This is a genomic window from Halomicrobium urmianum, assembly GCF_020217425.1.
Taxonomy (GTDB): Archaea; Halobacteriota; Halobacteria; order Halobacteriales; family Haloarculaceae; genus Halomicrobium; species Halomicrobium urmianum.
On the sequence record NZ_CP084090.1, the window covers coordinates 1,832,119 to 1,857,934 of the forward strand.

26 protein-coding genes are annotated in these 25,816 nt (G+C 70.3%); 7 read left to right on the forward strand and 19 right to left on the reverse strand.

What is annotated here, in order from left to right:
- Positions 1-42: 42 nt before the first annotated feature.
- From LCY71_RS09015 to LCY71_RS09040, 6 genes are all read right to left on the reverse strand, one after another.
- Positions 43-303 carry a glutathione S-transferase N-terminal domain-containing protein gene (locus LCY71_RS09015; protein WP_225332824.1) on the reverse strand — a complete coding sequence of 87 codons (261 nt, stop codon included), beginning with the start codon at positions 301-303 and terminating at the stop codon, positions 43-45.
- Positions 304-442: 139 nt separating this feature from the next.
- On the reverse strand, positions 443-1,873 hold the full coding sequence (locus LCY71_RS09020; RefSeq protein WP_225332825.1) for an arylsulfotransferase family protein: 1,431 nt from the start codon (positions 1,871-1,873) through the stop codon (positions 443-445).
- A gap of 46 nt (positions 1,874-1,919) precedes the next feature.
- Complete coding sequence (locus LCY71_RS09025) at positions 1,920-3,317, reverse strand: NCS2 family permease (RefSeq protein WP_225332826.1); 1,398 nt, start codon at positions 3,315-3,317, stop codon at positions 1,920-1,922.
- 66 nt (positions 3,318-3,383) lie between these two features.
- Entirely contained in the window at positions 3,384-3,923 is a 540-nt protein-coding gene (gene pyrE, locus LCY71_RS09030) for an orotate phosphoribosyltransferase (RefSeq protein WP_225332827.1), read from the reverse strand.
- Between the two features lie 75 nt (positions 3,924-3,998).
- Complete coding sequence (locus LCY71_RS09035) at positions 3,999-5,093, reverse strand: saccharopine dehydrogenase family protein (protein ID WP_225332828.1); 1,095 nt, start codon at positions 5,091-5,093, stop codon at positions 3,999-4,001.
- Positions 5,094-5,213: 120 nt separating this feature from the next.
- Positions 5,214-5,906 (reverse strand): phosphoribosyltransferase, encoded by a 693-nt coding sequence (locus LCY71_RS09040; protein ID WP_225332829.1) that lies wholly within the window; start codon positions 5,904-5,906, stop codon positions 5,214-5,216.
- Between the two features lie 214 nt (positions 5,907-6,120).
- On the opposite strand from LCY71_RS09040, the gene glmM reads away from it, so the two are divergent.
- Entirely contained in the window at positions 6,121-7,479 is a 1,359-nt protein-coding gene (gene glmM, locus LCY71_RS09045; protein WP_225332830.1) for a phosphoglucosamine mutase, read from the forward strand.
- On the opposite strand, the gene LCY71_RS09050 is transcribed toward glmM, so the two are convergent.
- The 7 genes from LCY71_RS09050 to LCY71_RS09080 form a co-directional block, all read right to left on the reverse strand.
- Entirely contained in the window at positions 7,476-8,621 is a 1,146-nt protein-coding gene (locus LCY71_RS09050) for a DUF7118 family protein (RefSeq protein WP_225332831.1), read from the reverse strand. The two genes, glmM and LCY71_RS09050, sit on opposite strands and share 4 nt — an antisense overlap.
- Positions 8,605-8,970: a phosphoribosyl-AMP cyclohydrolase gene (hisI, locus tag LCY71_RS09055; protein ID WP_225332832.1), complete on the reverse strand. Its 366-nt coding sequence runs from the start codon at positions 8,968-8,970 to the stop codon at positions 8,605-8,607. Before hisI ends, LCY71_RS09050 begins: the two co-directional genes overlap by 17 nt.
- A 56-nt stretch (positions 8,971-9,026) precedes the next feature.
- Positions 9,027-9,431 carry a hypothetical protein gene (locus LCY71_RS09060; RefSeq protein ID WP_225332833.1) on the reverse strand — a complete coding sequence of 135 codons (405 nt, stop codon included), beginning with the start codon at positions 9,429-9,431 and terminating at the stop codon, positions 9,027-9,029.
- A gap of 368 nt (positions 9,432-9,799) precedes the next feature.
- Positions 9,800-10,828: an A24 family peptidase gene (locus tag LCY71_RS09065; protein WP_225332834.1), complete on the reverse strand. Its 1,029-nt coding sequence runs from the start codon at positions 10,826-10,828 to the stop codon at positions 9,800-9,802.
- 299 nt (positions 10,829-11,127) lie between these two features.
- Positions 11,128-11,517 carry a ferredoxin Fer gene (gene fer / locus LCY71_RS09070; protein WP_225332835.1) on the reverse strand — a complete coding sequence of 130 codons (390 nt, stop codon included), beginning with the start codon at positions 11,515-11,517 and terminating at the stop codon, positions 11,128-11,130.
- A gap of 71 nt (positions 11,518-11,588) precedes the next feature.
- A complete protein-coding gene (locus LCY71_RS09075; protein WP_225332836.1) occupies positions 11,589-12,797 on the reverse strand; it encodes an inorganic phosphate transporter in 1,209 nt (402 codons plus the stop codon).
- Positions 12,798-12,933: 136 nt separating this feature from the next.
- Positions 12,934-13,425 carry a hypothetical protein gene (locus LCY71_RS09080; RefSeq protein WP_225332837.1) on the reverse strand — a complete coding sequence of 164 codons (492 nt, stop codon included), beginning with the start codon at positions 13,423-13,425 and terminating at the stop codon, positions 12,934-12,936.
- Positions 13,426-13,854: 429 nt separating this feature from the next.
- On the opposite strand from LCY71_RS09080, the gene hisA reads away from it, so the two are divergent.
- Positions 13,855-14,622, forward strand: a complete 768-nt coding sequence (gene hisA, locus LCY71_RS09085) for a 1-(5-phosphoribosyl)-5-[(5-phosphoribosylamino)methylideneamino]imidazole-4-carboxamide isomerase (RefSeq protein ID WP_225332838.1) — start codon at positions 13,855-13,857, stop codon at positions 14,620-14,622.
- 4 nt (positions 14,623-14,626) lie between these two features.
- Here the strand turns inward: hisA and LCY71_RS09090 are convergent, their stop codons facing one another.
- Entirely contained in the window at positions 14,627-15,700 is a 1,074-nt protein-coding gene (locus LCY71_RS09090; RefSeq protein WP_225332839.1) for a TrmB family transcriptional regulator, read from the reverse strand.
- 122 nt (positions 15,701-15,822) lie between these two features.
- On the opposite strand from LCY71_RS09090, the gene LCY71_RS09095 reads away from it, so the two are divergent.
- The 3 genes from LCY71_RS09095 (at position 15,823) to trpY (ending at position 18,349) form a co-directional block, all read left to right on the forward strand.
- The gene (locus tag LCY71_RS09095; protein WP_225332840.1) at positions 15,823-16,995 is read left to right on the forward strand and encodes an MFS transporter; all 1,173 of its coding nucleotides are present in this window, start codon (positions 15,823-15,825) and stop codon (positions 16,993-16,995) included.
- A gap of 248 nt (positions 16,996-17,243) precedes the next feature.
- Positions 17,244-17,831, forward strand: coding sequence for an imidazoleglycerol-phosphate dehydratase HisB (gene hisB, locus LCY71_RS09100; protein ID WP_225332841.1), 588 nt, complete (start codon positions 17,244-17,246; stop codon positions 17,829-17,831).
- The gene (gene trpY, locus LCY71_RS09105; protein WP_225332842.1) at positions 17,828-18,349 is read left to right on the forward strand and encodes a TrpY family transcription regulator; all 522 of its coding nucleotides are present in this window, start codon (positions 17,828-17,830) and stop codon (positions 18,347-18,349) included. Before hisB ends, trpY begins: the two co-directional genes overlap by 4 nt.
- Before the next feature lie 20 nt (positions 18,350-18,369).
- Here trpY and LCY71_RS09110 read toward each other — a convergent pair whose 3' ends face one another.
- Positions 18,370-18,822 (reverse strand): hypothetical protein, encoded by a 453-nt coding sequence (locus tag LCY71_RS09110; RefSeq protein WP_225332843.1) that lies wholly within the window; start codon positions 18,820-18,822, stop codon positions 18,370-18,372.
- A 117-nt stretch (positions 18,823-18,939) separates the two neighbouring features.
- Here LCY71_RS09110 and LCY71_RS09115 point away from each other — a divergent pair, with 117 nt between their 5' ends.
- Both LCY71_RS09115 and LCY71_RS09120 read left to right on the forward strand, forming a co-directional pair.
- Entirely contained in the window at positions 18,940-20,016 is a 1,077-nt protein-coding gene (locus LCY71_RS09115; RefSeq protein ID WP_225332844.1) for a YihY/virulence factor BrkB family protein, read from the forward strand.
- Positions 20,009-20,623, forward strand: coding sequence for an IMPACT family protein (locus LCY71_RS09120; protein ID WP_225332845.1), 615 nt, complete (start codon positions 20,009-20,011; stop codon positions 20,621-20,623). The genes LCY71_RS09115 and LCY71_RS09120 overlap by 8 nt, the downstream gene beginning before the upstream one ends.
- Before the next feature lie 128 nt (positions 20,624-20,751).
- Here the strand turns inward: LCY71_RS09120 and upp are convergent, their stop codons facing one another.
- The 4 genes from upp to LCY71_RS09140 all read right to left on the reverse strand — a co-directional run bounded on the left by upp (position 20,752) and on the right by LCY71_RS09140 (position 25,790).
- A complete protein-coding gene (gene upp, locus LCY71_RS09125; protein WP_225332846.1) occupies positions 20,752-21,426 on the reverse strand; it encodes a uracil phosphoribosyltransferase in 675 nt (224 codons plus the stop codon).
- 114 nt (positions 21,427-21,540) lie between these two features.
- Positions 21,541-24,222 (reverse strand): TRAP transporter permease, encoded by a 2,682-nt coding sequence (locus LCY71_RS09130; RefSeq protein ID WP_225332847.1) that lies wholly within the window; start codon positions 24,220-24,222, stop codon positions 21,541-21,543.
- Positions 24,215-24,709, reverse strand: a complete 495-nt coding sequence (locus LCY71_RS09135; RefSeq protein ID WP_225332848.1) for a DUF1850 domain-containing protein — start codon at positions 24,707-24,709, stop codon at positions 24,215-24,217. The genes LCY71_RS09130 and LCY71_RS09135 overlap by 8 nt, the downstream gene beginning before the upstream one ends.
- A 7-nt stretch (positions 24,710-24,716) precedes the next feature.
- Positions 24,717-25,790, reverse strand: coding sequence for a TAXI family TRAP transporter solute-binding subunit (locus tag LCY71_RS09140; protein WP_225332849.1), 1,074 nt, complete (start codon positions 25,788-25,790; stop codon positions 24,717-24,719).
- Between the last annotated feature and the right edge of the window lie 26 nt (positions 25,791-25,816).

Consider the following 25,816-nt stretch of genomic DNA (forward strand, 5'->3'; position numbering starts at 1 on the left):
GGCTATCCGTCGGTGAACGCAGGAAAACCGTATCGAGTAGCCCTATGCGGACGCCTCGTTACCGTACGTCTCCTCGAGGTACTCCACGATGTCGTCGGACTCGGGCATCCCCTCGACGCCGTTGTCCTCGTCGACGAGCACGGGGACGCCCGTCTGGCCCGACACCTCCTCGACCTCGTCGCGCTCGCTGTGAGAACTCGGGACCATGTGAGACTCGTATTCGAGGTCCAGCTCGTCCAGCTTCTGCCTGACTTTCGTGCAGTACGGGCACCCCTCGAGTTCGTACAGTTCCAGATTCGCCATCACTGTAGCGTAGCCGGTGCAGGCCTTTCAGACCACCGGTGCCGTGCGCACGCGGCACACCTCCGGCACGCGACGAACGTCACTCGCTCCCGCTCGCATTTCCGAGGGCGCTCGTTTTACTCGCGCCCTCGCTTTCCCATCAGTCTGCCCGCTCACGGTCGCCGACGCGGTCGGCGGCGCGGTCCCGGAGAGCGCCGAGGCGGCGGCGGACGCCGCGGCGGTGGACGACGAGCTCGGCCAGTCCCCATGGGACGGCCACGGCGGCGCCCACGGTGAGGAAGGCGAAGGACCACCGCGAGAGCCAGATCGGCCGGACGAACGGGGTGATGTGCGACCACCGCTTGATGACCCACGAGAGGCGCTCCTCGCCGGGGAGGCCGTCGACGGCGGCGAGCATGGTCTCCGAGGGCGTGCGGCGGTTGGCGGGGCCGCCCTCGGCACCGCCGTGGACGGTGTAGCTGCCGGTGGCGTTCTGCTCGCGAATGGTCGGTCCGCTGGACTCGTCGCCGGTCCCGATCCGCTCGGCGTCGTAGGGCGCCCAGGGGGCGTGGTACTCCCAGACGACCTCGCCGGCGGGCGTGATCTCGACGACGCGGTGGTGGAGGGTGTCGACGACGAGCGTGTTGCCGTTCGGGAGGCGGTCGGCGTCCCGCGGCCAGTTGAAGCCGTCGACCTCCCAGGTGCGGACCCACTGGCCGCCGCTCTCGGCCGGCGTGCTGTAGGCGTCTTCGGGCACCGAGCCGTTGTCCATCCGGGTGTACTCGACGACGCGGTCGTTCTCGGAGTCGGCCACGAGCATCGTGTCGGTGCCGTTGCGCTGGAGCAGGTCGGGGTTGTGCTGCTCGTAGAGGGTCGAGTGGTCGCCGTCCTCGCCCAGCCGACGGACGACGTCGCCGCTCTCGCGGTCGATCACGATCGACTGGTCGAAGTTCCGCGGACTGGCCAGGTAGCGGCCGTCACCGACCTTCTGGACGTCGTTGACGTGCGTCCAGTCCTCGGCGAAGCCGCCGGCCGTCGAGTTGGGGTAGTGCTCGCGGAAGGTCCACTCCCAGGTAATCTCGTCGCTCTCGAGGTCGTAGACGAAGAGCCGGTCGTCGCTGACGCCGTCCTCGTACTCGCGCATGTTCGCGACCAGCAGCTGGTCGCCGTTGATCAGGTCGACGTCGTGCGTGTCGGCGGCGTCGAGCTGCTGGGTCCAGACCCGCGTGTCGTTGTCGGGGTCGTACTCGAAGACGATGGTGTCGCCCGGGACCGTCGAGGTCACCAGGACGTTGCCGTTCTCGAGGGGGTCGACGTCGTAGAACCAGGTCGCGTTCTCGCCGCTGGGCAGGCGCCACTGGGTGTCGCCCTCGGGACCGGCGGAGACGAGCCGGGCGGGCTTCTTGACGTTGTCCTCGCCCTGGAAGTGGAATCCCTGTACGCTGACGAGCGTGTCGTTGTCCGCCGGTTCGTCGATCGTCCCCGGACCGAGCGTGGTGGGGTCGTGGCCGGCGGCGGTGACAACCGCAGCCAGCAGGCAGACCCCCACCGCGCTACCGAGAAGCAAGCGGAGGGCGCGCCACCGGTTCATCGGGTGGTCCGAGGGGCGGCCACGCTAACCCTCTTGTGGTTCTGGGCTACGCCATCACGTTCGTCCGGAGGACGAAGTAGCCGACGAAGGCGGCGGCCAGCGCCCACTGGCCCAGCAGGACGTCGTCGGCCTCGCCCTGCGCGGCCTTGACGATCGGGTAGGAGATGATGCCGGCGGCGATGCCGTAGGCGATGGAGTAGGTGAGGGGCATCACCATGATGGTCAGCGCCGCGGGCGCGGCGTGGGAGAAGTCGTCCCACTCGATGTCGACGACGTTGCGCATCATCAGGACGGCCACGACCACCAGCGCGATGTGGGAGGCGTACTGGGGGATGGCCGCCGCCAGCGGGACGACGACGAGCGACGCGAGGAAGAGGGCGGCGATCGCCAGGGCCGTCAGGCCGGTTCGGCCGCCCTCCTCGACGCCCGTCGCCGACTCGACGAAGGTCGTCACGGTCGAGGTGCCGAGCATGCCGCCGACGGTGGTACCGACCGCGTCGGCCATCAGCGGCCTGTCGATGTCGGGGAAGTTGCCGTCCTCGTCGAGGAAGCCGCCGGCCTGGCCGACGCCGACCAGCGTCCCGGCGGTGTCGAAGAAGTCCACGAAGAAGAACGTCACCACGACCAGCGCGAAGGTGAAGGCCTCGACGTTCTGGAAACCCTGGATAAACGCGCCGGCCAGCGGCGTGATGTCGTACTGGGCGGAGGGGAGCGACTCCGGCGCGAGCACGCCGCTGGGGACGACGCCGGTGATCGTCAGCCCCCAGCCGGCGAGCGTCGTCAGGACGATGCCCATGATGATTGCACCCCGGATGCCCGCCGCATAGAGGACGAAGGTCAGGAAGAGTCCGAGCACCGAGAGGATGGCCACGGGGTCGCTGGCGACCGTGCCCAGCGTGACGAGCGTCGCCGGGTCGTCGACGACGATTCCCATCGCCTGGAGGCCGATGATCGCCAGGAACAGCCCGATACCGGTCCCGACGGCGAACTTCACGGGCTGGGGGAACAGCTTGATCACGTACTCGCGAGCGCCGACCGCCGTGAGGACGATGAACAGGACCCCCTCGACGACGATGGCAGCCAGCGCCGTCTGCCAGGGGATCCCCATGATCCCGACCACGGTAATCGCGAAGAAGGCGTTCAGTCCCAGCCCGGGCGCGAGCCCGAACGGCCTGTTGGCGTAGAAGGCCATCACCAGCAACGCGATCACCGAGGAGACGATGGTCACGACGGCGATCATCTGGTAGACCTCGCCGGGGGAGTAGTTGGCGAGGGCGATACCGCCCGGCGGGCCGTCCTCGGTCGCGGTCAGGATGTCCGGGTTGACCACCACGATGTAGCTCATCGTGAGGAACGTGGTCAGCCCGGCGCGCAGTTCGGTCCCGACGCTCGTGTCGTGCCCGTCCAGGTCGAAGACGTCGTCTAGCGTGTCCCGTACGGCCATCCGTACCGGTGCCTGACTGCTTGCGACCTTAGTCGTCTCGGTACGGACCGAGACCTATAGTCTCGGCTACTCCTCGGCGGCCAGCAGCTCCGTGGCGGTCACCAGCGACGACAGCTCTAGGCCGTGGTCGGCGAGGTTCTCGGCGGCGCCCTCCTCGCGGTCGACGACCACCAGGACCCGCGACACCTCGGCGCCGGCCTCCCGCAGCGCCTCGGCGGCGTCGACGGCGCTCTGACCCGTCGTCGCGATGTCCTCCAGGATCACGACCTCCTCGCCGTCGATGAGGTCGCCCTCGACGAGGTTGGCCGTGCCGTACTCCTTCTGCTGCTTGCGCGCGATGACGTACGGCGTCCCCGTCTCGACGCTGGTGACCGCCACCAGCGGGACCGCGCCCAGCGCCACGCCGGCCAGCTTCGTCCCGTCCTCGCCCAGCTCCGCCAGCTTCCCCGCGAAGGCCTCGGCGATCAGCGCCAGGCAGTCCGGATTCGTCTCGAAGACGTACTTGTCCACGTAGTAGTCGCTCGTTCCGCCGTGGGACAGCTCGAACTCGCCGTACCGGACGGCGTCGGCGTCCCGCAGCGCCGCGATGAGTTCCTCGTCGGCCATAACCGGAGTCAGCACGACTGGGGGTAAAAGGCGACGGGTTCGGCGGCGAGGGGGTGAGCGTCGGCTCGAAACGGCCTACCGCGACGCGGCCGTCCGCCGCGCCGTGCTCGCCGTCGGGTCGTCGAAGAAGCCCGACGCGCCCTCGACGTCGAAGACGAACTCGGGGCCGAAGGCGCCCGCGGGGGTCCAGTACCCGGAGTCGGCCTCGCCGGCGAGGACGCGCTCGGCCGCGTTCAGCGAGCCCTGAACGGTGACGACGTAGGCGTCCGGCGTCCGAAGGCGGGAGGCGGCGCGTTCGCCGCCGTCCTCGTCCCTGGCCTCGCCCCAGACGAAGACCTCGCCGCGCTCCCGGGCCCGCTCGGAGGGGCCCTCGCGGACCGTGCCGGCGACCCGCTTCAGCGCCGCCTTGACCCGCGGCCGCGCCAGCAACCCTTCGAGCCGCGGGTAGACCCGCAGGGCGGCCCTCGCCGGCCGGGGCACGTGCGCGTACACCTCGACGTTCGGGATTCCGGTCGTGTAGTGGGCCGACGAGACGTCGCCCAGCGGCATCGCGACGCCGGGGCGCTCCCCGCGGCCGAAGTCGATCGTCCGGGTCCGCTCGGTCGGTTCGATCCGCTCCAGTCGGCCGTCCTCGTAGACGTTGCTCTCGGTTTCGGCCCCTTCGATCACCGTCTTCAGGGAGCCGATCGACGGGACCCGGACCGAATCGACCCCGAGCGTCAGGTGCGTCGCCTCCGGGAGCCGGTCGACGAGGTGGGCGGCCAGGCAGTCCATGGGAATCGACGAGAAGCCGACGCTGGGCAGCAGCGTGACCCCGGCGTCGGTCGCCTCGCGGTCGTACTCCCGGACCCGTTCGATGACGGGAATTTCCCCCGTGACGTCGACGTAGTCCGTACCGGTCTCGAGACAGCCCTCCACGAGCGGCAGGGCGGTGTCGGAGAACGGCCCGGCGCAGTTCAGCACGCAGTCGAAGCCGTCGAGCGCCCCGGCCACCGCCACCGGATCCGAGAGGTCGAAGCGCAGTGCCGGCCGGTCGAGCTCCCGCACCTGCTTCTCGAGCTGTTCGCGGTCGTGGCCGGCGAGGGTCACGTCGAGTCCGCGGTCGACGGCCTCGCGGGCGATCAGGTTGCCGACGTAGCCGTAGGAGCCGTACAGGAGCAGCGAGGGCATGCGAGCCCGTAGGTGGCGACGGCGGTTAAGCAGTAGGAGCGGTGACGAGTTCGTGGAGAGTATCGCGCGAGGACGGCGGGCGCGGCGGTGAGTGCACGCCGGCGGCGCGACTGTAGCGGCCTACTCGGTCAGCCGCCAGCCGCCGTCGACGGCGACGACGACGTCGCGGCGCTCCATCTCGGAGAGGACCTCGTCGAGCCGGTCGGGCTGGGCGATCTCCATCTCGATGCGCTCGACGCCGTGGTACTCCCGGAGCAGGCGGCGGACGTCCGCCCGGTCGTGGACCTCGTCGTCGCTCTTCGCCATGACGCCCTCGATCAGTTCGACCATGTCCTCGACGAAGTTCCAGGGGTAGACGACCCAGGTCCACTCGGCGAGGCGCTCGCCGACGAAGTCCGGCTCGTGCTCGCTGGTGTCCAGCAGCTGGAGCGTCGCCGTCCGGACGTCGCCGGGGTCCTGTTCCTCGACGAACTGGACGGCCGTCTGCAGGGACTGGCCCGTGTCAGCGATGTCGTCGACGACGAGGACGTCCTTGCCCTCGACCGACCCCTCGGGCAGCGGGTAGCGCACCTGGGCCTCCTCGCCCGTCTCGGCCGTCCCGACGTAGTGCTCGACCTTCAGGCTCGTCAGGTCGTCCAGCCCGATGAAGTCACAGAGGCACCGACCCCCGAACCAGCCCCCGCGCGCGAGCGCGACGACCACGTCCGGCTCGAAGTCTGCGGCCTTGACGTCGTCCGCCACCGTCCGGCAGAGCCCGTAGATGTACTCCCAGTTGGTGATCGTGCACGCGAACTCGTCCGGTAACTCGCCCATGTTCCCTACCCGGCGACTCGCCGACTTAAGCGTGCGGAAGGCAGCGTGGCGCGACCGGAGGGAGCGCCACGTTACGGGCGAGCGGGAGCCGAGCGGAGTGAGGCGACACGCGAGCCGGCGAGGCCAAACGCGGTAGCGTCCGCCCGTCACGGAGGCCCACACGGCTCCGGGAGGCGGTACCAATAAGCCAGTTCGCGCACGAATCACCACCGAGATGCAAGTGTTCGGGTCCAGTGGCGTCCGGGGCGTGGCGAACGAGGAGCTGACGCCGGCCTACGTCATGCAGATCGCACAGGCCGCTGGCTCCGTGCTGGAGGCCGGGCGCGTTGCGCTCGCGCGGGACACCCGGACGACGGGCCAGCAGTTCGCGAACGCCGCGGCCAGCGGGCTGGCCAGCGTCGGTTGCGACGTCGACCGGCTGGGCGAACTCCCGACGCCGGCCCTGCAGGCCTACTGCGACCGCGAGGGCGTGCCGGGCCTGATGGTGACCGCCTCTCACAACCCGCCGGCGTACAACGGCGTGAAGCTGGTGGGCGCCGACGGCGTCGAACTGGAGCGGGCGACGCTGGATCGGATCGAGGCGGCGCTGACCACCGAGCCCGACCTGGCCGCCTGGGCGGACGTGGGCCGCTCGGAGCGGATCGACGGCGCCAGAGAGGACTACGTCGAGGAAGCGCTGGCCGCGGTCGACCGCGAGGCCGTCGCCGACGCCGGCCTGACCGTGGTCGTGGACCCGGGCCACGGTGCCGGCTGTCACACCAGCCCGGACTTCCTGCGCGAACTCGGCTGCGAGGTCCACACCGTCCACGCCCAGCCCGACGGCACCTTCCCCGGGCGCGACCCCGAGCCCGTGGCCGACAACCTCGCCGCGCTCTGCGACCACGTCATCGCCACGGACGCCGACCTCGGTATCGCCCACGACGGCGACGCCGACCGCGCGATGTTCGTCGACGAGACGGGCGCGGTGATCGACGGCGACGCGGCGCTGGCCGCGCTCGTCGAGGCGGCCGTCGAGCCCGGCGACGCCGTCGTCTCGGCCGTCAACGCCTCCCAGCAGCTCCGGGACGTCGTCGAGGACGCCGGTGCCGACCTGACGCTGACCCAGATCGGTTCGACGAACATCGTCACTCGCGTCCGCGAACTCCAGGCCGAGGGCGAGCACGTCGCCGTCGCCGGCGAGGGCAACGGCGGCGTCATCTTCCCGGACTACCGCATCGCGCGCGACGGCGCCTACACCGCCGCGCGCTTCCTGGAACTGGTCGCCGAGCGGCCCGCCACCGAGGTCGTCGCCGACCACGACCGGTACGTGGCGGTCCGCCAGAGCGTCGGGTACGCCGACGAGAGCGAGCGGGCGGCGATGCTGTCGGCCGTCGAGCGGGTCGCCGAGGAAGCCGTCGCCGACCTGGACACCACCGACGGCTACCGCCTCGAGTACGGCGACGGCTGGGTGCTGGCCCGTCCCTCCGGCACCGAGCCCGTCGTCCGCGTCTACGCCGAGGCCCGCTCCGAGGAGCGGGCGACGGAACTGGCCAACCAGTTCGGCGACGCCGTCCGCGACGCTCGCGGGGACTAGGGCAGCGCCGGCAGCTCGTCCAGCGACGGGAGCTCCGCCAGCGCCGCTTCGATCCGCTCCCGTTCCGCCCGGGCGTCGTTCAGGTCCCGCTCGACGGCGCCGCTCTGTAGCCGCTCGCGCTCGTCGCCCGTCAGCTGCTCGCGAGCGACGGCGCTGTCCCGGAGGTCGGCGTAGTCCTCGCGCCGGGTCAGTTCCCGCACTCGCCGCAGGTCGGGGACGACGTCGGAGGCGAACCGCGCCACCACGGAGATCCGCTCGTCGCACTGCCAGCGGAGCACGTCGGCAGCCGGCGGGGGCCAGCCGACGGTCAGCGGGTCGGCGTCCAGCCGCCGGAGGTACGTCTCCCGCGTGGCCACGTTCCGCTTCAACGTCGCCGGGTCGTCGACGTAGTGGTCGAGCTTCGACCGGGAGTAGTCGGCGTACTCGAGCAGTTGCGGGATCGGTTCGCTCCCGACCGCCCGCGACTGGACGAACTCCCGGAGGTCCTCGGGCGGCTCTGCGAAGGGGACCAGCGGGTACAGCGCCGTCGTCGCGACGAATTCCAGCACCTCGCGGGCGGGCGCGTCGCTTCGGAACTCGCGGAAGGCCTCTCCGACGGCCTCGTCGTAGGCCTCGATCGGTTCTCTGATCCGCTCGACGGGCGCGTCGAGGTCGGCCTCGCCGAGCCGTCGCAGCCGCTCCAGTTCGTCGATCCGGTCGGCCAGCTCGTCCAGCCGCCGCCGGGCGGCCTTCCGGGCCTCTCGGTACTCGGCGCGGGCGTCCTCCCAGTCGTTCAGGGGCTCGGCGGTCGACTCGGCCCCCGCTAGCTCCTCCCGGACGGCCGCGAAGTCGCTCTCCGTGAGCCGGCGCTGCTGGAGGCGGTCGTCGACGTCCTCGAAGGTCGCCCGCTCGGGGAGGTCCTCGTCCAGGTCGTTCGTGAAGTGGGCGATGCGGTCCTGGAACTCGATGAAGCCGGCGAAGTCGCCGTCGCCGGTGGCCCGGTCCTCGTAGCGGTCGAGCGTCTCCCGGAGCGTCTCGCAGGCGTCGCGGAGCGCCCGCAGATCGGCCTCGCCGGCGCTCTCGACGGCCGCGCGTGTCCGCCGACGCTCGTCGTCCGCCCGCCGGAGGCGCTCGGCCGCGTCGCCCTCACTCGTAGACGTCATCGGGGTCGAACACCGTCTCGCCGACGACCTCGCCGTCGACGGTCCGGTGGAAGCAGGAGCGGTAACCGGTGTGACAGGCGCCGCCCTCCTGGTCGACGAGGTACAGCAGGGCGTCGCCGTCGCAGTCGACGCGGACCTCCTCGACGCGCTGGACGTGGCCGCTCGACCCGCCCTTTTTCCAGAGCTCGTCGCGGCTCCGCGAGTAGTAGTGGGCGAAGCCCGTCTCGCGGGTGCGCTCCAGGGCCGCCTCGGAGGCGTAGGCGAGCATCAGCACCTCCCCCGACTCGGCGTCTTGCGCGACGGCGGGCAGCAGGTCCTGTTCGTCGAAGGCGAGATCCACCTCGGACATACGACGGGGAAGACGCGTGGTGCCGATAGGTCTTCTGCTACTCCGATCCCGCTCGATCAGTCCGCCGCGTCGGCGTCCGCCTCGGCCCCCTGCGGGCGCTCGTCCGCGGGCAGGTCGCCCACGCTCGCGACGCCGAACAGCATGCCGACCCAGGCGGTGCCGAGCACGAGCAACTGGACGGCGATCTGCGTGTTCAGGTCCACGCCCAGCGTCGGACCGATGGCCAGCAGCGCCATCGTGGCCGCGTAGGCGGTGAAGGCCATCCGCCAGCGGTTCGTCCGCCACTGGTTCGATCCGGCCCGGAGGTACTGTCCCCACTGTACGTACAGCCCCACTCCCAGCCCGTAGGTGAGCGCCAGCCCCCCGGCCAGCAGCGGATCGGGGACCAGCCACAGATAGGTTCCGACCCCCACGGCCAGGCCGACGACCGTCGACCCCCCGATCGTGAGTGCGCGTCCCATAGCGGAGGGGCCGAGGCCACCGTCAAAGGCGTATCGCTCCCTGGCGGTGGTGAACGCAGTAGCCGCGTTCAGTTACTCCGTTGTAGATGTGAACAGTCAGAAAGCCCCGTCCGATACTGGCTGAGCAATCTACGCTGGGCGGGACTGAAAGGGGCCGGCCGTTCGACGAGCGAGACGAAGCAAGCACCGTCGTTCGAGAGAGCGAAGCTCTCTCGTGATCACGAAAGACGCCGGAGGCGTCTTCCGAACGACAACGGAGTGAGGAGCGCAGCGAGTCGCAGCCGTCGAACGGCCGGGGGCTTTCTGGCTCTCGTACCTTCTCATCACACCGAGCGTGACTACGAGAGCAGCGAGACAGAAATCCAATTCTAGAGAGCGGCGACGGCCTGGAACAGCAGGTCGCCGTAGGTCAGCGAGACGAGCAGGCCGGCGAAGGTGGGGACCAGGAAGGGGATGCCCGGCGAGATCCACACCTCGTCCTCGTCGACGACGACCTCCAGGCCCTCGCGGAGCCGTTCGGGGGTGGTGCCGTAGGCCGAGCCCTCGACGTCGTCGAGGAACGCCGCTGCGCCCCAGGGGTCGTCGGCCGGAGCGTCGGGCCCGACCGCTTCCGCACTGTCCTCGACCGGTTGCCCGCCGTCGGACCTGCGGTCCGACGAGGCCTGGTCTCCGACCAGACCCCCGTCCGCGACGACGCCGTCGCCGGGCGGGTTCGGATCGGCGGGCAGGCTCGCCGGGTCGCGGTAGGTCTCGGGTGCCTCCCGCAGGTCCGCCAGATCACAGCCGCGCCAGGCGAGGTACATCCGGAGGGCGTCGAGGTCCAGCCCGCGGCGGGTGAACCCGTCTGTCGTCTCCAGGAGGACGCCGTACTCCTCGGGGAGGCGGTCCCACCGTAGCGGTCGACCGATCACTATCGGGAGCCCGACGTTCCCCCGAAGCAGGTTCGCGACGGCCACGCCCAGGGGGTAGACAGCGCCGGCGACGACCGTGTTCGACAGGACCGTCAGCGAGAACAGCCCCGCGGGGCTGGGCTCCATCGGCAGCGTCGCCGGGACGAGCGGCAGCTCCGCCGGCGGGTAGTACACCGGGTAGACGGGGAAGAGCAGCGCCAGCACGTAGAAGGCCTTGGCGTCGGCCCCGCCGAAGCTGCCCGTGTACCAGAAGGCGGTGACCAGCGGGACGACGAACCCGACGCCGAGGGCCGCCCGGAGGAAGAAGAGCCGGTCGCCGCCGGCGTAGGCCGCGTAGCCGTCCCAGGCCAGCAGGACGACGGCCAGCGCAGCCAGCGGCACCCAGGTCCGGTTGGGGACCCGACGAGTCTCGACGTCCCGATAGGCGACGTACCCGAAGACCGGCACCGCGAGCAGGCGCAACAGATCCGGCGTCGACGCTAACACGGCTCCAGCATACCGGTGGAGGGAGTTAGCGTTTACGGGCCGGCGGCGGATCAACGACTGCAGTGGGTTCCGATACGCGAGAACGCGGTTTCACGGCTGTCCATGAATTCCAGTCGCCAGGGACGCCGAAAGGCTCGCTTCGCTCGCCTGTCGAGCCCACGCGCACTTCGTTCACGTTGACGCCGGTTGATCGCTCTCACTGGACGAAGAAGCGTCTGGACGGGACGTCTCGGTGGAAAACCGCGGGATGTCAGATTACATCCCGAAGTACTGCGCGATACTGCTACGGAGTGACGTCGTTAAATGACGCGGTTCTGCAGGTAGTCGAGGTGCTTGGCGTTGTAGACGATCTTGACCTCGTCGTCGGCGGCGCTGCCGATGCAGGTCAGGCGAACGTTCTTCTCCTCGACCTCCTCGTCGCTGAGGATCTGCTGCATGTCCATGTCGATGTCGCCTTCGAGGACGATGGCGGCGCAGTTCGCACACGCGCCGGCCCGGCACGAGAAGGGCCAGTCGTAGCCCTGGGCCTCGGCGGCCTCGAGGATGTACTCGCCCTCGTTGACGTCGAGGGTGCCGTAGTCTTCGTCGTCGAGGTCCATGCCGGAGGCCTCCTCGAAGACGTCGTCGTCGTACATGTCCCAGCCCTGATCGTCGACTACTTCGTAGTTGAGGTACTCAACCGTGGGCATCATCCGGCGATTCGCCTCCCTTACTGTTAGACTTTGCTGTTCGATACGAGGTCTGAAAAGCGACGACGGCCTCAGAACGCTGGGACGTACCGGAAGACGGCGTACGCGGCCACGGTCGCGATGACCGGGACGATGTTCTGGGTGACGATGACGCGGGCCGTCGTGGCCGGTTCGAACAGGTCTGCGGCCTTGGGGATGTCCTCGGGGTCCTCCTCGCCGATGGGCCTGTGGTCGCCCGGGTTGGGGGTCGCGGGACCGCCGCCAACCGTGGGGACGTCGTCGGCCTCGGCCTTGAGCGCGCCGGGCGAGACGCTGGGCATCTCCCCGCGGACCGTGTCGGAGATGGTCGTCGTCCGGGTCGCCCGCCCCCAGCCGAGGCCGACGATGCTCATCGTGGCGATGATGACGAAGCTGGCGGGCACCCCCAGCGCCGACAGCACGGTGACGATGGTGGAACTGACCATCGCCACGAGCAGCGCCGCCAGCAGCGGGAGGTCGGTCAGGTCGTTGCCGACGGTGTCCATCGTCCGGCGGGCGATGGTGAACGCGCCGAGGCCGATGGCGCCGCCGCCGAGCAGGATGGCCGGGCCCATCGCCAGCCCGCCGCCTTCGATGCCCACCAGCGGCGCCACCGCGTTGGCGACGTTCGACGCGCCCGCGGAGAAGGCCATGTAACAGCCGATGCCGACGACCAGTGCGGTCCCGACGAACTCTCGCTGGGTCGTGTTCTCGCCCAGTTCCGGGCGCGGGAGCGCGCCGCTGGTGTCCCAGGCCAGCAGCGATCCCTCGGTCTGGGAGATGGCGAACCGCTCGACCAGCGTCGGGTAGAAGTACCGCCCGATCACGCCGCTGACCCAGAAGGCCAGCACCGGCGAGACGAGCCACCACGAGACGATCCGGCTCATCTCGCTCACGTTGAGCGTCCCCTTGGCGACGCCCAGGCCGGCGATGGCGCCGACGGCCGTCATGGACGTGGAGGCGGGCACGCCGACCACGTTCGAGAGGAAGAGGGCGAAGCCGATGAAGAAGAGCACGACGATGCTCACCTCGATGGTGAACTGCGTGGTGACGAGGTTGTTGCCCAGCGTGTCGACCACCTTCCGGCCGATGGTCCACCCGCCGGCCAGCGCGAAGATCGTCATCAGCGCGGCAGCAGTGAACTTCGAGACCGTGCCGGCCCCGACGGCGGGGCCGAACGCGACGCCCGTCGACGACCCGCCGATGTTGAATCCGACGAACACGGCGACGAGGATCCCGACGGCGAGCAACAGCGAAACCATGTTCGACAGAAGAGGCGGTGACGGCTAAAACGTACCGACACGGCGGGATGTGGTATTTGTTACCTCTCCACGACACAGTGCGGCCGCAGGGCGTACAGAAGTGGTATTAAATACCATCGAGGGGTGGCAAATACCATCAGTCCTCGTCCGGCAGCCGGTCGCGCTCCTCGTCGACGGTCTCCTTGACGTCGTCGGCGACCTCCTTCGCGGTCTCGGTGCGCTCCCGGGCGGCGTCGACGGCGTCGGGCGGGTCCGGGACCTCCTCGGCGACGGCTTCGGCGGTCTCCTCCAGGTCCTCCGCCGCCGTCTCGACCTCCTCGGCGGCCTGCTCCAGCTGCTCGGTGGTCTCGGCCACCTGCTTCGCCCCCTGTTCGACTGCCCGGCCCAGTACGACGAACTGCAGGGCACCCAGCAGGACGAACACCGCGACGGCGACGGCGGCGGCGATCTCGACGACCGCCGCCAGTCCCGGCGAGACGGTGACGACGTCCAGCGCGAGGAGCCCGTAGACCGCTACGAGCGCTGCCGTGAGGAGGCCCATGGCCCCGACGAGCCGCCGGTAGGCCGCCTCGCCCCGCCCGAGCATCACGCGTTCGAGCCGCGCCGCCGGTCCCGTGTCCTCTGCCATGGCCGTCGTTTGGTCCCCAGCGCGGGAAAAGGCTACTGGCAGTCCGGGACGGCATCGAATGACTGAATCGGGTGTGGGACGGCCGGCGGTCCCGACTGCTGTACGCACGCCTGCGAGTCGTGACGTGACCGGCCAGCAAGTCCCGCCCGGCCTGGAAAGCCGAATCGGGCGGGATTGAAAGGGGCCGGAGTGTCGGCTCCCGCGGCTCGCTGTCGTTCGAAAGACGGCTCCGGCGTCTTTCGTGATGCCGAGAGAGCCCCGCTCTCTCGAACCACGCTCCAGTAGGTGCTTGCGTCGCCGGGGTTCGTCGACGATCCGGGAGACGTCTGGCTGTTCTCACCGGCTCTGCTGGGACTCGCAACGGCGGCGACAACGTCTCGAACACCTGGCATCGATACGCTTTCACGCGCCGGCGTCGCAGGAGCGCACATGTTCCCGGAGTTTTCGGTGATCCCGGCGGTGGACATGCAGGACGGGCAGGTCGTCCAGCTGGTCGGCGGGGAGCGCGGGACGGAACGGACCTACGGCGACCCGGTCGAGGCGGCCCGGCGGTGGGTCGAGGCGGGCGCGGAGACGCTGCACCTCGTCGACCTCGACGGCGCGTTCGAGGGCGAACGAGCGAACGCGCCGGCCATCGAGGCGATCCTCGACGCTCGCGACCGCTGGGCCGCGGGCGAGGACTCGCCCGCCGGCGAGGCGGTCGAGGTCGACGTGCAACTGGGCGGGGGCATCCGGACCGTCGAGGACGCGACGGGCCTGCTCGACGGCGGCGTCGACCGGGTGATCCTGGGCACGGCGGCCGTCGAGGAGCCCGAGATCGTCGAGCGGATCAGCGAGGACTACCCCGGCGCGGCGATGGTCAGCCTCGACGCGAAGGACGGCGAGGTCGTCGTCTCGGGCTGGACCGAGGGGACGGGTCTGGACCCTGCCGAGGCGGCGGGCCGCTACGAGGACCTCGGCGCCGGCGCCATCCTGTTCACCGACGTCGACGTTGAGGGCCAACTGGAGGGCGTGCGCACCGACCCCGTCCGGCGGGTCGTCGAGGCGGTCGACATTCCGGTCGTGGCCAGCGGCGGCGTGGCGACGATCGACGACGTCCGGGCGCTTCGCGATGCGGGCGCGAGCGCCGTCGTCGTGGGGTCGGCCCTCTACGAGGGGCAGTTCGCGCTCGAAGAAGCGCAGGAAGCCGTGGAATGACGGGTCACTCCCTGTACAGCGTCACCCGCTCGACGGCGTACTCCTCGTAGTAGGGCCCCAGTCCGGAGGTGAGGCCGCCGACGCTGGCGAGGCCGTCGTCGGTCTCGACGACGAACGCGCTCTCGGTGGGGAAGGTGTAAGTCGCCGGTTCGACGAGGCTCTGACGGACCTCCCGGACGCGGACGTCCTCGAAGGCGTGGTCGTCGCCGGACTCGACCTCGATGCCCTCCAGATCCGCCCACAGGTCGTGGCCGGCGGTCTGGTGGAGCGCCGCCGCGGTCACGCCGGTGCGATAGTAGTCGAAGGTGGCGGGGAGCGCGGGCGGTTCGGCGACGAACCGCTGGGTCCCCATCGGCCAGATGTTGCTGACGTAGTTGCCGAAGAAGCCGCTGGCGACCTCCGGCTGGTCGAAGGCGACGGCGTAGTTCTCGCTGCTCCGTCCGCGGAGCATCCCGCTGGAGGCCAGCACGCCGGCGTCGCCGTCGCGGAGGACGAACGCGGGCGGGCGGCCGTCCCAGGTCCGGACGACGGTCGCGTACTCGCCCGGGTCCTCGAAGCCGTCGACCAGCGACTCGGCCGTTGGCCCAGCCAGCAGGCAGTAGACGTCGACGCCGCGGTCGACCGCCGCCGCCAGTTGCTCGCGGACCGCGTCGAACGACTCGGCGGGGACGAGACAGAAGACGTCGTGCTCGGCCCGATCGACGTGGCTCTGGGCGCGCCGGCGCACCGTCCGATGGGACCGGACGACCTCGAAGCCGGGACCGGACCGACTGGGCTCGCTGTAGAGGTCCGCGACCGCCGACTCCAGTTCGGTGACGTGCATCGACAGCGCGTCGACGACCTCCTCCGGCGGGCGGGCCCGCAGCACGGTCGGCGTCTCGCTCTCGTCGACCGTTACCAGCCCCCGATTGGCCAGTTCGCCGGCGATTTCGTAGACGTAGCTCTGGGAGACATCCGCGGCCGCCGAGACCGCCCGCGTGGTCGCCTCGCCCCGTCGAACCACCGCCAGGTACGCGTCGACCTCCTTCTCCGAGAGCCCGAAGGCCGACAGCGCGTCCCGGAGCTGGGACTCGCTCATGTCGGCACAGATTTCTTTTACTATTAGAAAAACTTTTTCCGTCACGGCGGGGAGAGGATGGTGATGACCGCATCGACAGCGCCGGCTGGCGGGCCGACCGAGGCGGACGCGGAGGGGAGCGCGTGACGGCGTCGAACCGGCGCGCCTGGACGGCGGCCATCTTCGCGACGATGGCGCTGACCGGCGCGGCGATGATGGCCCGCGGCCCGATCATCCCGCACCTCGAGACCACGTTCGGCGCTCCGGAGTGGCAACTCGGCCTGATCGCGCCCGCGGGGACGGCCGGCTACCTGGTCGTCATCTCCGTCGTCGGCTTCGGTGCCGGCCACCTCGACCCCCGCAGGTTCGTTCTGGTGGGGATGATCGGCAGCGTCGTCTGCCTGCTGGCGATGGCCGCCGCGCCGCTTCTGGCCGTCTTCCTGCTGGCCGTCCTCGTCCGGGGGACGATGAACGGCGTGGTCCGCGGGCTGAACCGGCCCGTCCTCTCCCACTTCTACCCCGAGAACCGCGGCCGGGTGTACAGCTACTACGACATGACCTGGGCCGCCGGCGCGGTGATCGGTCCGCTGGCGATCGTCGGCGCCGTCGCGCTGGGCAACTGGCGGGTCGCGTACGTCGCCATGGCCGCCGTCATGGCCGCTCTGACCGTCGTCGTCTGGCGCCTCGACGCCCCCGCCGTCGAGACGGAGGAGGAGCCCATCGACTGGGGCGAGGTGCTCGGCCTCCTGCGCCGGCCGGAGATCGTCGCCATGATCGCGGCGATGTTCTTCGCCACTGGCGTCGAGGGCGGCCTGTTCACCTGGCTGCCGACCTACGCCGAGGGCGAGCTCCCGCCGTCGCTGGCCGGCATCACCCTCTCCGTGATGATCGCCGGCTACGTCCCCGGGCGGTTCGTCTACGGGCGACTCGCCGAGCGGCTCGGCTACCTCCCGCTGCTCGTCGGTATCCTCCTCGCGCTCCTGCCGGCGTTCGGGGCCTTCCTCGTCGCGGACGGAACCTGGCTGCTGGCCGCCGTCGCGGCCGTCGGCGCGCTACTCTCCGGCGTCTACCCGCTCCTCCTGTCGTACGCCACCGAGGCCGTCCCGCACCACAGCGGCCCGGTCACGGCACTTGCCGCCGTCTCGTCGTCGCTCGGCGTCGGCATCGTCCCGGCGATCATGGGCGGCGTGATCAGCGGCTCGAACGTCGGCTTCGCCATGCGCCTGCTGCTCGGTCCGATCGCCATCGCGCTTGCCGTCCTCGTCGTCGCCCGCGTGGCCGAGCGCCGCCGCAACCGCGCCGAGGCGACCGCCTGATCCGGACTGTTGCGAACCGTTACCGGATCGACCGCGCGACTCCGCCGCAGTCGCACCGGTAGACCGTTACAACAGTCCGTGTGACGCCGCTCCGCCGGTCGAAGCCCGACGGGGTCGACGCGCCCGCTTCCCCCTAGGATATTGATAGTTCCAGACGAAACGAAGGGGTTGCGCGGACGCCCGCGGCGGTCCCCTGCGAACGTCGGGCGGGCGCAACGGCCAAATACGCGGGCACGCATGGACGAGACATGACTGATCGGACCGCAGCCGTCACCCGCGAGACCGCGGAGACGGCCATCGAGGTGACGCTCGACGTCGACGGGGACGGCGACGCCACCGTGGACACCGGGATCGGCTTCTTCGATCACATGCTGACCTCCTTCGCCACCCACGGCCTGTTCGACCTGACCGTCGACTGCGACGGCGACCTGGAGATCGACGACCACCACACCGTCGAGGACGTGGCGATCTCGCTCGGCGAGGCCCTCGCGGAGGCGCTGGGCGAGAAGCGCGCCATCCGGCGGTTCTCCGACCGCAGGGTCCCGCTAGACGAGGCCGTCGCCGGCGTCGTCGTCGACGTCTCCGGCCGCCCGTACTTCGCGTTCGACGGCGAGTTCTCCCAGGACGCCGTCGGCGGGATGACCAGCCACATGGCCGAGCACTTCTGTCGCTCGCTGGCGACCAACGCCGGCCTGACGCTGCACGTCGAGGTCGACGGCGAGAACGCCCACCACGAGATCGAGGCGCTGTTCAAGGGACTGGCGCGGGCGCTGGACGACGCCACCCGGATCGACGAGCGCCGGTCCGACGTCGCGAGCACGAAAGGCGAGCTATGAGCGACGGCGGCGCCACGTTCGACGAGATCATGGAGAAGTTCTCCGACTCGCCGGGCCAGCAGCGGGTGATCCGCCTGCTGCTGGAGCGGGGCTTCTCCGTCAACGACGAGGGCCGTGTCGTCTCCGGCGGCATCGAGATCCCCTACACGGGCATCGCCCGGGAGGCGGAGGTCGACCGCCGCGTCGTGGACTCGACGACCGAGGCCATCCTCGAGGACGATCAGCTGCGGCGCATCTTCCAGAACATCTCGGCCATCCCGAGCCTGATGGACCTGGCGCCCGTCCTCGACCTGACCGTGCTGACCGTCGCCGTCGACGACGCCGAGGGGTCGGGCATCGTCGCGGCCGTCACCGAGGCCATCGCCGACCGCGACATCACGATCCGACAGGTCATCTCCGAGGACCCCGAGTTCACCGACGAACCCGTCCTGTACGTCATCACCGACCAGGACCTCCCTGGCGGGCTGATCAACGAGATCCGCGAGATGGGGTTCGTGCGGCGGATCGAACTGGAGTGACTGGCTTCTGTCCGGCAGTTCTAGAGCCGCGACATCCCGCCGCGGCTGGCGGTGGTCGCGCCGGTAGCACGGACCACCAGCGTCGTCGCGACGACGAGGGCGGCCGAATACAGCGCCCCGCTGAGCGCGCGGCCGAGCACCGCCGAGAAGGACATGCCCAGTTGTTCGAGTTCCAGGTTCGCGACGACGCCGAACACGAGCGCGACGAGGAACACCGCCGGGACGACGGCCAGTAGCGGTCGGTCGAACCGGTCCGCGCTGAGCGTCGCGAAGACGCCGACGAGGACGATGACGCCGTAGGCCGCGCCCCGGAGGACGGGCGCGGCGACCGCGGCGTCCGCGAAGGAGGTCAGCGAGGCCCCGTCCGCGGCGAACGTGACGGCGAACCGTCCGACTAGGTCCGCACCGACCAGCAGGAGGATGCCGACGGCCAGGGCTGCGGTGGGCGTGAGCGAGTCGCGCGTGGGGCTCATAACAGTCGGGTAGACGGACGCCGGAATAAAGCTAGGTGTTTCCACGGCACTCACCACTCTGGCGCCGCCCCGCGCCTGCAAGCTGGCGGTTTTCCGGCTGGCGACCCAACGGGACGTATGTATCGGCGAGCGCTCGCGCTGGGCAGGGCCGTCCTGGCGGAGGCCCGCGCGGAGCGGCTGACGTTCATGGCCGGGAGCATCGCCTACCACGCGTTCGTCTCGCTGCTGCCGTTCATGCTGGTCGTCCTCCTGCTGGTGTCAACCGTCGAGGACCAGGCCACGGCCGTCGAGGTACTGACCGCCATGGGGACCTACCTCTCCCCGAACGCGAACCAGCTCGTCACGCAGACCGTCCGGGAGGCGACCGAGCAGACCAGCCTGTCGCTGCTCGGCCTCGGCGTGCTCCTGTGGGGCGCGATCAAGATCTTCCGCAGCCTCGACGAGGCCTTCTCCAGCATCTACGACGTCACGACGCAGAAGGGGCTGGTGGACTCGTTCACCGACGCGATCGTCGCGCTGCTTGCGGTCGGGGTCGGCCTCGGCGTCGCGGCCCTGATCGGCACGGTCGTCTCGTTCGACGGCGGGCCGGTCGGCGGCCCCCTGAACCGAATCGTGTCGACGGCGAGCCTCGCCGTCGTCTTCCTGCCGCTGTTCTACCTCTTCCCCGACGAGGACGTCACCGTCCGCGAGGTGCTCCCCGGGACGGCGCTGGCGGCCGTCGGCTGGACGCTCCTGGAGTTCCTCTTCCGGTACTACGTGGCCGTCGCCAGCGTCGGCGAGCGCTACGGCGTGTTCGGGACGATCATCCTGCTCGTGACGTGGCTGTACTTCAGCGGGTTCGTCCTGCTGCTGGGCGCCGCGCTCAACGCCGTCCTGTCCGGCCGGTCGGCGGACGTCTCCGAGAGCGGGTGGGGCGTCAACGAGGAGGCCAGGGCGGCCGCGCCCTTCACGGAGCCGCTGGAGCGAATCGACGCGGGGCTCGACGACGGCGAACCCCTCTCCGCGGCGCTCGACGACGTCGCCGCGGACCTCCCGACGCCCGACGAGCACGAGGTCCGGATCGCCGCGCCGGACCGGCCCGAGGCGCTGGGCGGCGACGAGGTCGAGGGGAACCTCCACTTGCGGTGGGTGTACGGGCGGGACGTCGAGGGCAAGAGCGAAGAGCGAGAGGTCCCAACCGCCGACAGTGACTGACGAGGGATACAGGACCGTCGCCGGGCCCGGGGAGGCCCGGTTCGAGGTGCGGGGCTCGGAGTTCATCGGCCACGTCCGCCCCGCCCGGGACGTCGACGCGGCCGAGTCGTTCGTCGAGCGCGTCGGCGAGGAGTACGCCGACGCGACCCACAACGTCCCCGCCTATCGCGTCCGCGCGGACCCCTTCCGCGAGTACTCGAGCGACGACGGCGAGCCCTCGGGCAGCGCCGGCAAGCCCGCGCTGAACGTCCTCCAGCAGCGGGAAATCGAGAACGTCGTCGCCGTCGTCACGCGCTACTACGGCGGCACAAACCTCGGCGTCGGCGGCCTCGCGCGGGCCTACTCCCGGGCGGTCAAGGAGGGCGTCGACGACGCCGGCGTGACGACCGAGCGCCCGCACGAGCAGTTCACCGTCGCGGTCGACTACGACGACTCGGGCCGCGTCCGGTCGGTCCTGGAGAGCGACGGCGCCGACTTCGAGGCCGCCTACGAGGAGCGAGTCGCCTTCGACGTGCGCGTCCCGGTCGACGACGCGCCCGCGCTCCGGGAGCGTATCGCCAGCGCGACGAGCGGCCGGGCGGAAATCGACGCCGCTGGCGGTGAGTGACGTCGATCGAGCTTCGACTGGAACCGTGATCGCCGCGCCGCCTTCGAACTCTCCAGTTGAAACGAAGGGGTGGGGAGAGCCGCGGCTCGGTGCGGTGACGGTACCGGAGTCTCGCGCCCGCCCCGTACTTAAGTGGTGCGGAACGCGCGGTCGCCGGCGTCGCCGAGGCCGGGGACGATGTAGCCGTCCTCGTCGAGCTTCTCGTCGATGGAGACGGTCAGCAGCTCCGCCTCGGGGAACGCCTCGTTGAGGCGGACCAGTCCGTCCGGGGCGGCGACCGCCGAGAGCACGAACAGGTTCTCCGGCTCGGGGCCCGACAGGATCTCCTCGAGGACGGCCTCCATCGTGCTGCCGGTGGCGAGCATCGGGTCGGCGACGATGACGGTGTCCTCGGGGCGGATCTCGGGCAGCTTCACGTAGTCGACGGAGATGGGGAAGGAGCCGTCCTCGGTCATCCCGGCCTCCTCGTCGCGGCTGGCGGAGATGACGCCCTGGCGCGCCCGCGGGAAGGCCTTCAGCAGGCCCTCGACGAAGGGCGTCGCCGCCCGCAGGACGTTCACGATGACGACGTCGTCGAGCCCCTTGACTCGCTCGCCCATCGTGTCCGTCAGGGGTGTCCGGATCGAGACGTACTCCGTCTCCATCCGGCCGTCGATGATCTCGTACCCGCAGATCCGCCCCAGGCGGACCAGGCCCTTCCGGAACGCGACCTGTTCGGTCTCGACGTCCCGGAGGTTCGATAGCTCGTCTCGCGCAAGCGCGTGCGTCACCACGGACGCTTCGTCGCGGTCCTCGATCGTCATTGTCGGCGGTAGGGCCGGCCGAACGTAAAAACTGTTCGAGGCAGTCGTCCCGTGGGTCGGTGAGACACCGACCGCGCTACCGGTTCGCACGCCCGGGTCGATGTACCCGACCGGTCAGGAGGCCGCGTCGGCCTCGGTTCCCCCGGTCGCCGCCCGCGTCGCCCGGTGGCGGTTGCGCGCCAGCAGCGCGGCGAACAGGACCAGGCCGACGCCCCGCAGCGCGAGGTCGACGGTCAGCGTCACCTCGCCGCCGCCGCCGCCGACGAGTTCCAGCACGTCGTACAGCCCGGAGACCAGCAGCCCGGGCGCCATCAGGAGGATCGAACTGAGCGCGAGCGCGGCCCGCGACCCGCGGCCGACGTCGGTGTAGACGTAGCCGATGACGGTCCCGGCCAGCGCGACCACCCCGAGGAACACCCCGGCGACCGGGATCGCGACCTCTGGGACGACCCAGCCGACGTCACCGAAGTCGGCCAGCCGGGCGACGCGGTGCACGCTCTCGCCGTCGACGGTCACCTCCCGCAGGAGGACGATGCCGGGCGTCAGGACGAACGCGAAGGGCACGATGGCCTTGTTCAGCGACAGCGAGAACGCCTCGATGCCCGTCTGGAACGCGTCCGACTTCGCCACCCCGGAGGCCGCGTAGGCCGCGACGGCCACCGGCGGCGTGATGTCGGCGATGACGCCGAAGTAGAGGATGAACAGGTGCGCCGCCAGCTCGGGGATGCCGAAGCCCGTCAGCGCCGTCCCGAGCATCGAGACGAGGATGATGTAGGTGACGGTGGTCGGCATCCCCATCCCGAGGATGATGGAGGCGACGGCGGTGATCAGCAACAGGAGGACCAGCGAGTCGCCCGCGACGGCGCGGATGAGTGCGACGAGGTTCGGGCCGAGCCCGGAGACGCTGATGACGCCCGGGATGACGCCCGCGGCGGCGACGGCGACGACGACCGGGACCGCCGTCCGCGCGCCCGCGTCCATCGACTTCAGGACGAACCCGGCCAGCCGGGCGAGTTCGTTGTCGCGCAGGGACGGCCGGTCGACGGCCTCGCTGGTGGCCGCGACGGCCTCGTCGACCTGCGGGTCGAGGTTCAACAGCGGCGCGTCGAGGTGCGGCCGCGTCGCGACGGTGACGACGCCGGCCGCGATGGCGTACCAGCCCAGCGTCCCGAGGACGGCCCCGGCGGCCGCCCCGGGCGACGTCGCACCCGTCCCGGCGCCGGTCAGCGCGCCGACGACGCCGACCCCGGTCAGCAGGTGCGCGAGGAACTCCGCGAGGACGATGCCGCCGAGGACGGCTACGAGCCGGCCGCGCGTCTCGTCGCTGTAGGCCGCGACCAGCGAGAGCAGCGCCACGATGGCCAGCACCGTGTACCAGGCAGAGCGGGCCACCGACAGGCGGACGACGATCAGGAAGTACAGCAGCAGGACGATGGGCGCGAGGTAGAACCAGCCCGCGCGCAGGTGGTCGCCGAGGTCGACGAGGTCCTCGGCGGCCAGCCCCCCGATGCCCGTCCGGCCGGCCTCGAAGTGGACCATCACCCAGACGCCGAAGAAGAAGACGACGGCCGGGATGGTCGCCGCGACGATGACGTCAGCGAACGGCGTGGCCGTGTACTGGACGATGAGGAACGCCGCTGCGCCCATCACCGGCGGGAGGATCTGCCCGCCCGACGAGGCGGAGGCCTCGACCCCGCCGGCGAACTCCGGCCGGTAGCCCGACCGCTTCATCAGCGGGATGGTGAAGGCCCCGGTCGTGACCGTGTTGGCGATCGAGGAGCCCGAGATGGTGCCCATGAAGCCGGACGCGAGGATGCTGGCCTTCGCCGGGCCGCCCTTCCGGTCCCCGGTGGCGGCGTAGGCCAGGTCGATGAACCACTGGCCCGCGCCGGACATCTCCAGGAACGCGCCGAAGAGGATGAAGATGTAGATGAACTGCACGGAGACGGTCACCGGGATGCCGAACACGCCGTTCTCCGTGTTGTACCAGAGGTTCTGGATGATCGACGGCCACGAGAGCTCGGGGATCGACAGCACCCCGACGTAGACGGCGTCCTGCGGGATGTAGTGGCCCCAGCGGGCGTAGACGACGAACACCGCGACGATGATCATGAGGTAGAGGCTGATCGCCCGGCGCGTCGCCTCGAGCACCATGAGCACGCCGACGGCGCCCAGCACGAACGCGTAGGAGGTGTCCGCCAGCGGCCCCAGCAGGCCGGCGATCGGCTCCAGGAACGTGAACACCTCGTGGACCGGACGGCCTGCCTCGAGCCCCAGGGCGCGCATCCGCTGGATCTCGTCGAAGTCGGTGATGAAGTACGCCACCGACAGCCCGGTGATCGCGATCAGGAGGTAATCGAGGGGCGTGACCCGCTCCGATTCGGGATCCGCGAGGAACCAGGACAGCGCGCCGCCGAGACCGTCGACGGCGCGCGAGACGGGGTGGTCGCGCCCGAACCTGTCGTGACTGGCCTCGGCCAGCGCCGTCAGCCGCCGCGAGACGAGCCCGTCGCCGGTCGTCGGCGGATACAGCAGGAAAGCCAGCACCAGCGCGAACCCGACGTGGACCGCGTTGAGCTGGAGCAACTGGAGCGTGGCCAGTTCGACCTCGCCGACGACGGGGAGCGTGGCAGCGAACTCGAAGCCCCGCGCGGCGAACCACATCTGGTAGGCCGAAAAGAGGATGCCGATCGACGCGACGGCGACCGCCAGCCACCCGCGGACGCTGCGCTTGCGTTCGATCTCCTGGAGCAGTTCCTCGGTCTCGGCGTCCATCTGCGCGCTGTCGTCACTCATAGCTCTGGAATCGGTCGGTTGCGGCCCCCAGCGCGGAGCGCCGCTCGACGTAGATATCGACGGTCCGGGCGTCGCTCGCGTTCACGAGGTCGTACCTGCGGTCGCCCACGAGCAGGTCGTGCCCGGCGATCCGCCCGGGTTCGACGGTCAGCGTCGTCACGTTGCCGTCGGGGTCGTAGACGAACGTCCCGTTCTCGAGGGTGACGTTCGCGTCGGCGGGCAGGCCCCAGCCGTAGGACTCGAACTCCATGCGGGTCATCTCCAGTCGCTCGCCCCGGACGCGGTAGCCGTCGTAGACGCGTGACTGCTCGACGCTGTGGGTGTACTCGAGGGCGACGCGAGTGCCGTCCTCGACGCTCGACGTCAGGTACCGCTCACCCGTCTCGGCGTCGGCCACGACGAGGACCCGCTCCGCCGGGGCCGCCGCGGCGACGCCGGCCAGCGCGACCAGTACGACCAGGGCGGCGGCGACGCGACTCCGGTCCATCGACGCCCTACTCGCCGAAGTAGGCGGCCGCGCCCTCGTGGAGCTCGATCGACATCCCGTCCTGCGCCGAGTCGGCGCTGATGAAGTCGGTCTTGATCGACAGCTGGTCGGTGTTGTCGAAGATGGCCGCGGTCACTTCCTCGACCGTCTCTGCGGACAGGTCGGCTCTGGTGGCTATCATCGCCTGCACGGCGACCGTCGGGACGTCGTCCTCGACGCCGGAGTAGGTGCCGCCGGGGATCTGGTCGTCGGCGAACCAGGAAGCGGCCTCCTTGACCGCCTCGCGGTTGTCGCCCTCGATCGGGACGATGGTGATGTCGTTGGTGTTGGCCAGGTCCTCGATGGCGCCGACCGGCCAGCCGCCGACGACGAACGCGGCGTCGATGTCACCGTTTCTGAGCTGGTCGGCCGCCTGCGAGAACGAGGCGTTCTGCTCGCTGAAGTCCTCGATGCCGACGGCCTCGAGGATCTGGAGCGCGTTGACCTGGGTCCCGCTGCCGAGGTCGCCGGTGTTGATCGTCGCGCCCTCCAGGTCCGAGAGCGCCTCGATGCCGGTGTCCGCGAGCGTGACGATGGTGATCGTCTCCGGGTACAGCGTCGCCACGCCCACGAGGTTCTCGACGGCGTTGTCCTGGAAGGCCTCGATGCCGGTCCCGTTCTTCGCGAAGTACGCGACGTCGTTCTGGATGAGCGCGAAGTCCGCGTCCCCGCTGGCCAGGCTCCCGACGTTCTCGACGCTCGCGCCCGTCGACTGGACGTTCAGCGTGTAGTCGGTGTTGTCCTCGACGACGGTCTTGAACTCGTTCGACAGCGGGTAGTACGTCCCGCCCTGGCCGCCGGCGTGCCACGAGAGGCGCTGCCCGCCACCGCCACCGCCGCCGTCCTCCTCGGTCGGCGTTTCAGTCCCCTCCCCGGCGGTCGTCTCCGTCTCGCCGTCCATCGCCGTCTCGGTGGGCGTTTCGTCACCGCCGTCACCGCCGTCACCCCCGTCCCCGCCGTCCCCGCCACAGCCGGCCAGCGCGGCGATCCCGGCGATGCTCGCGGTCCGCACGAAGGTTCGTCGAGTCGGTCGGTTGGACATGAACTCTCCCTAATGGATTAGTGCAT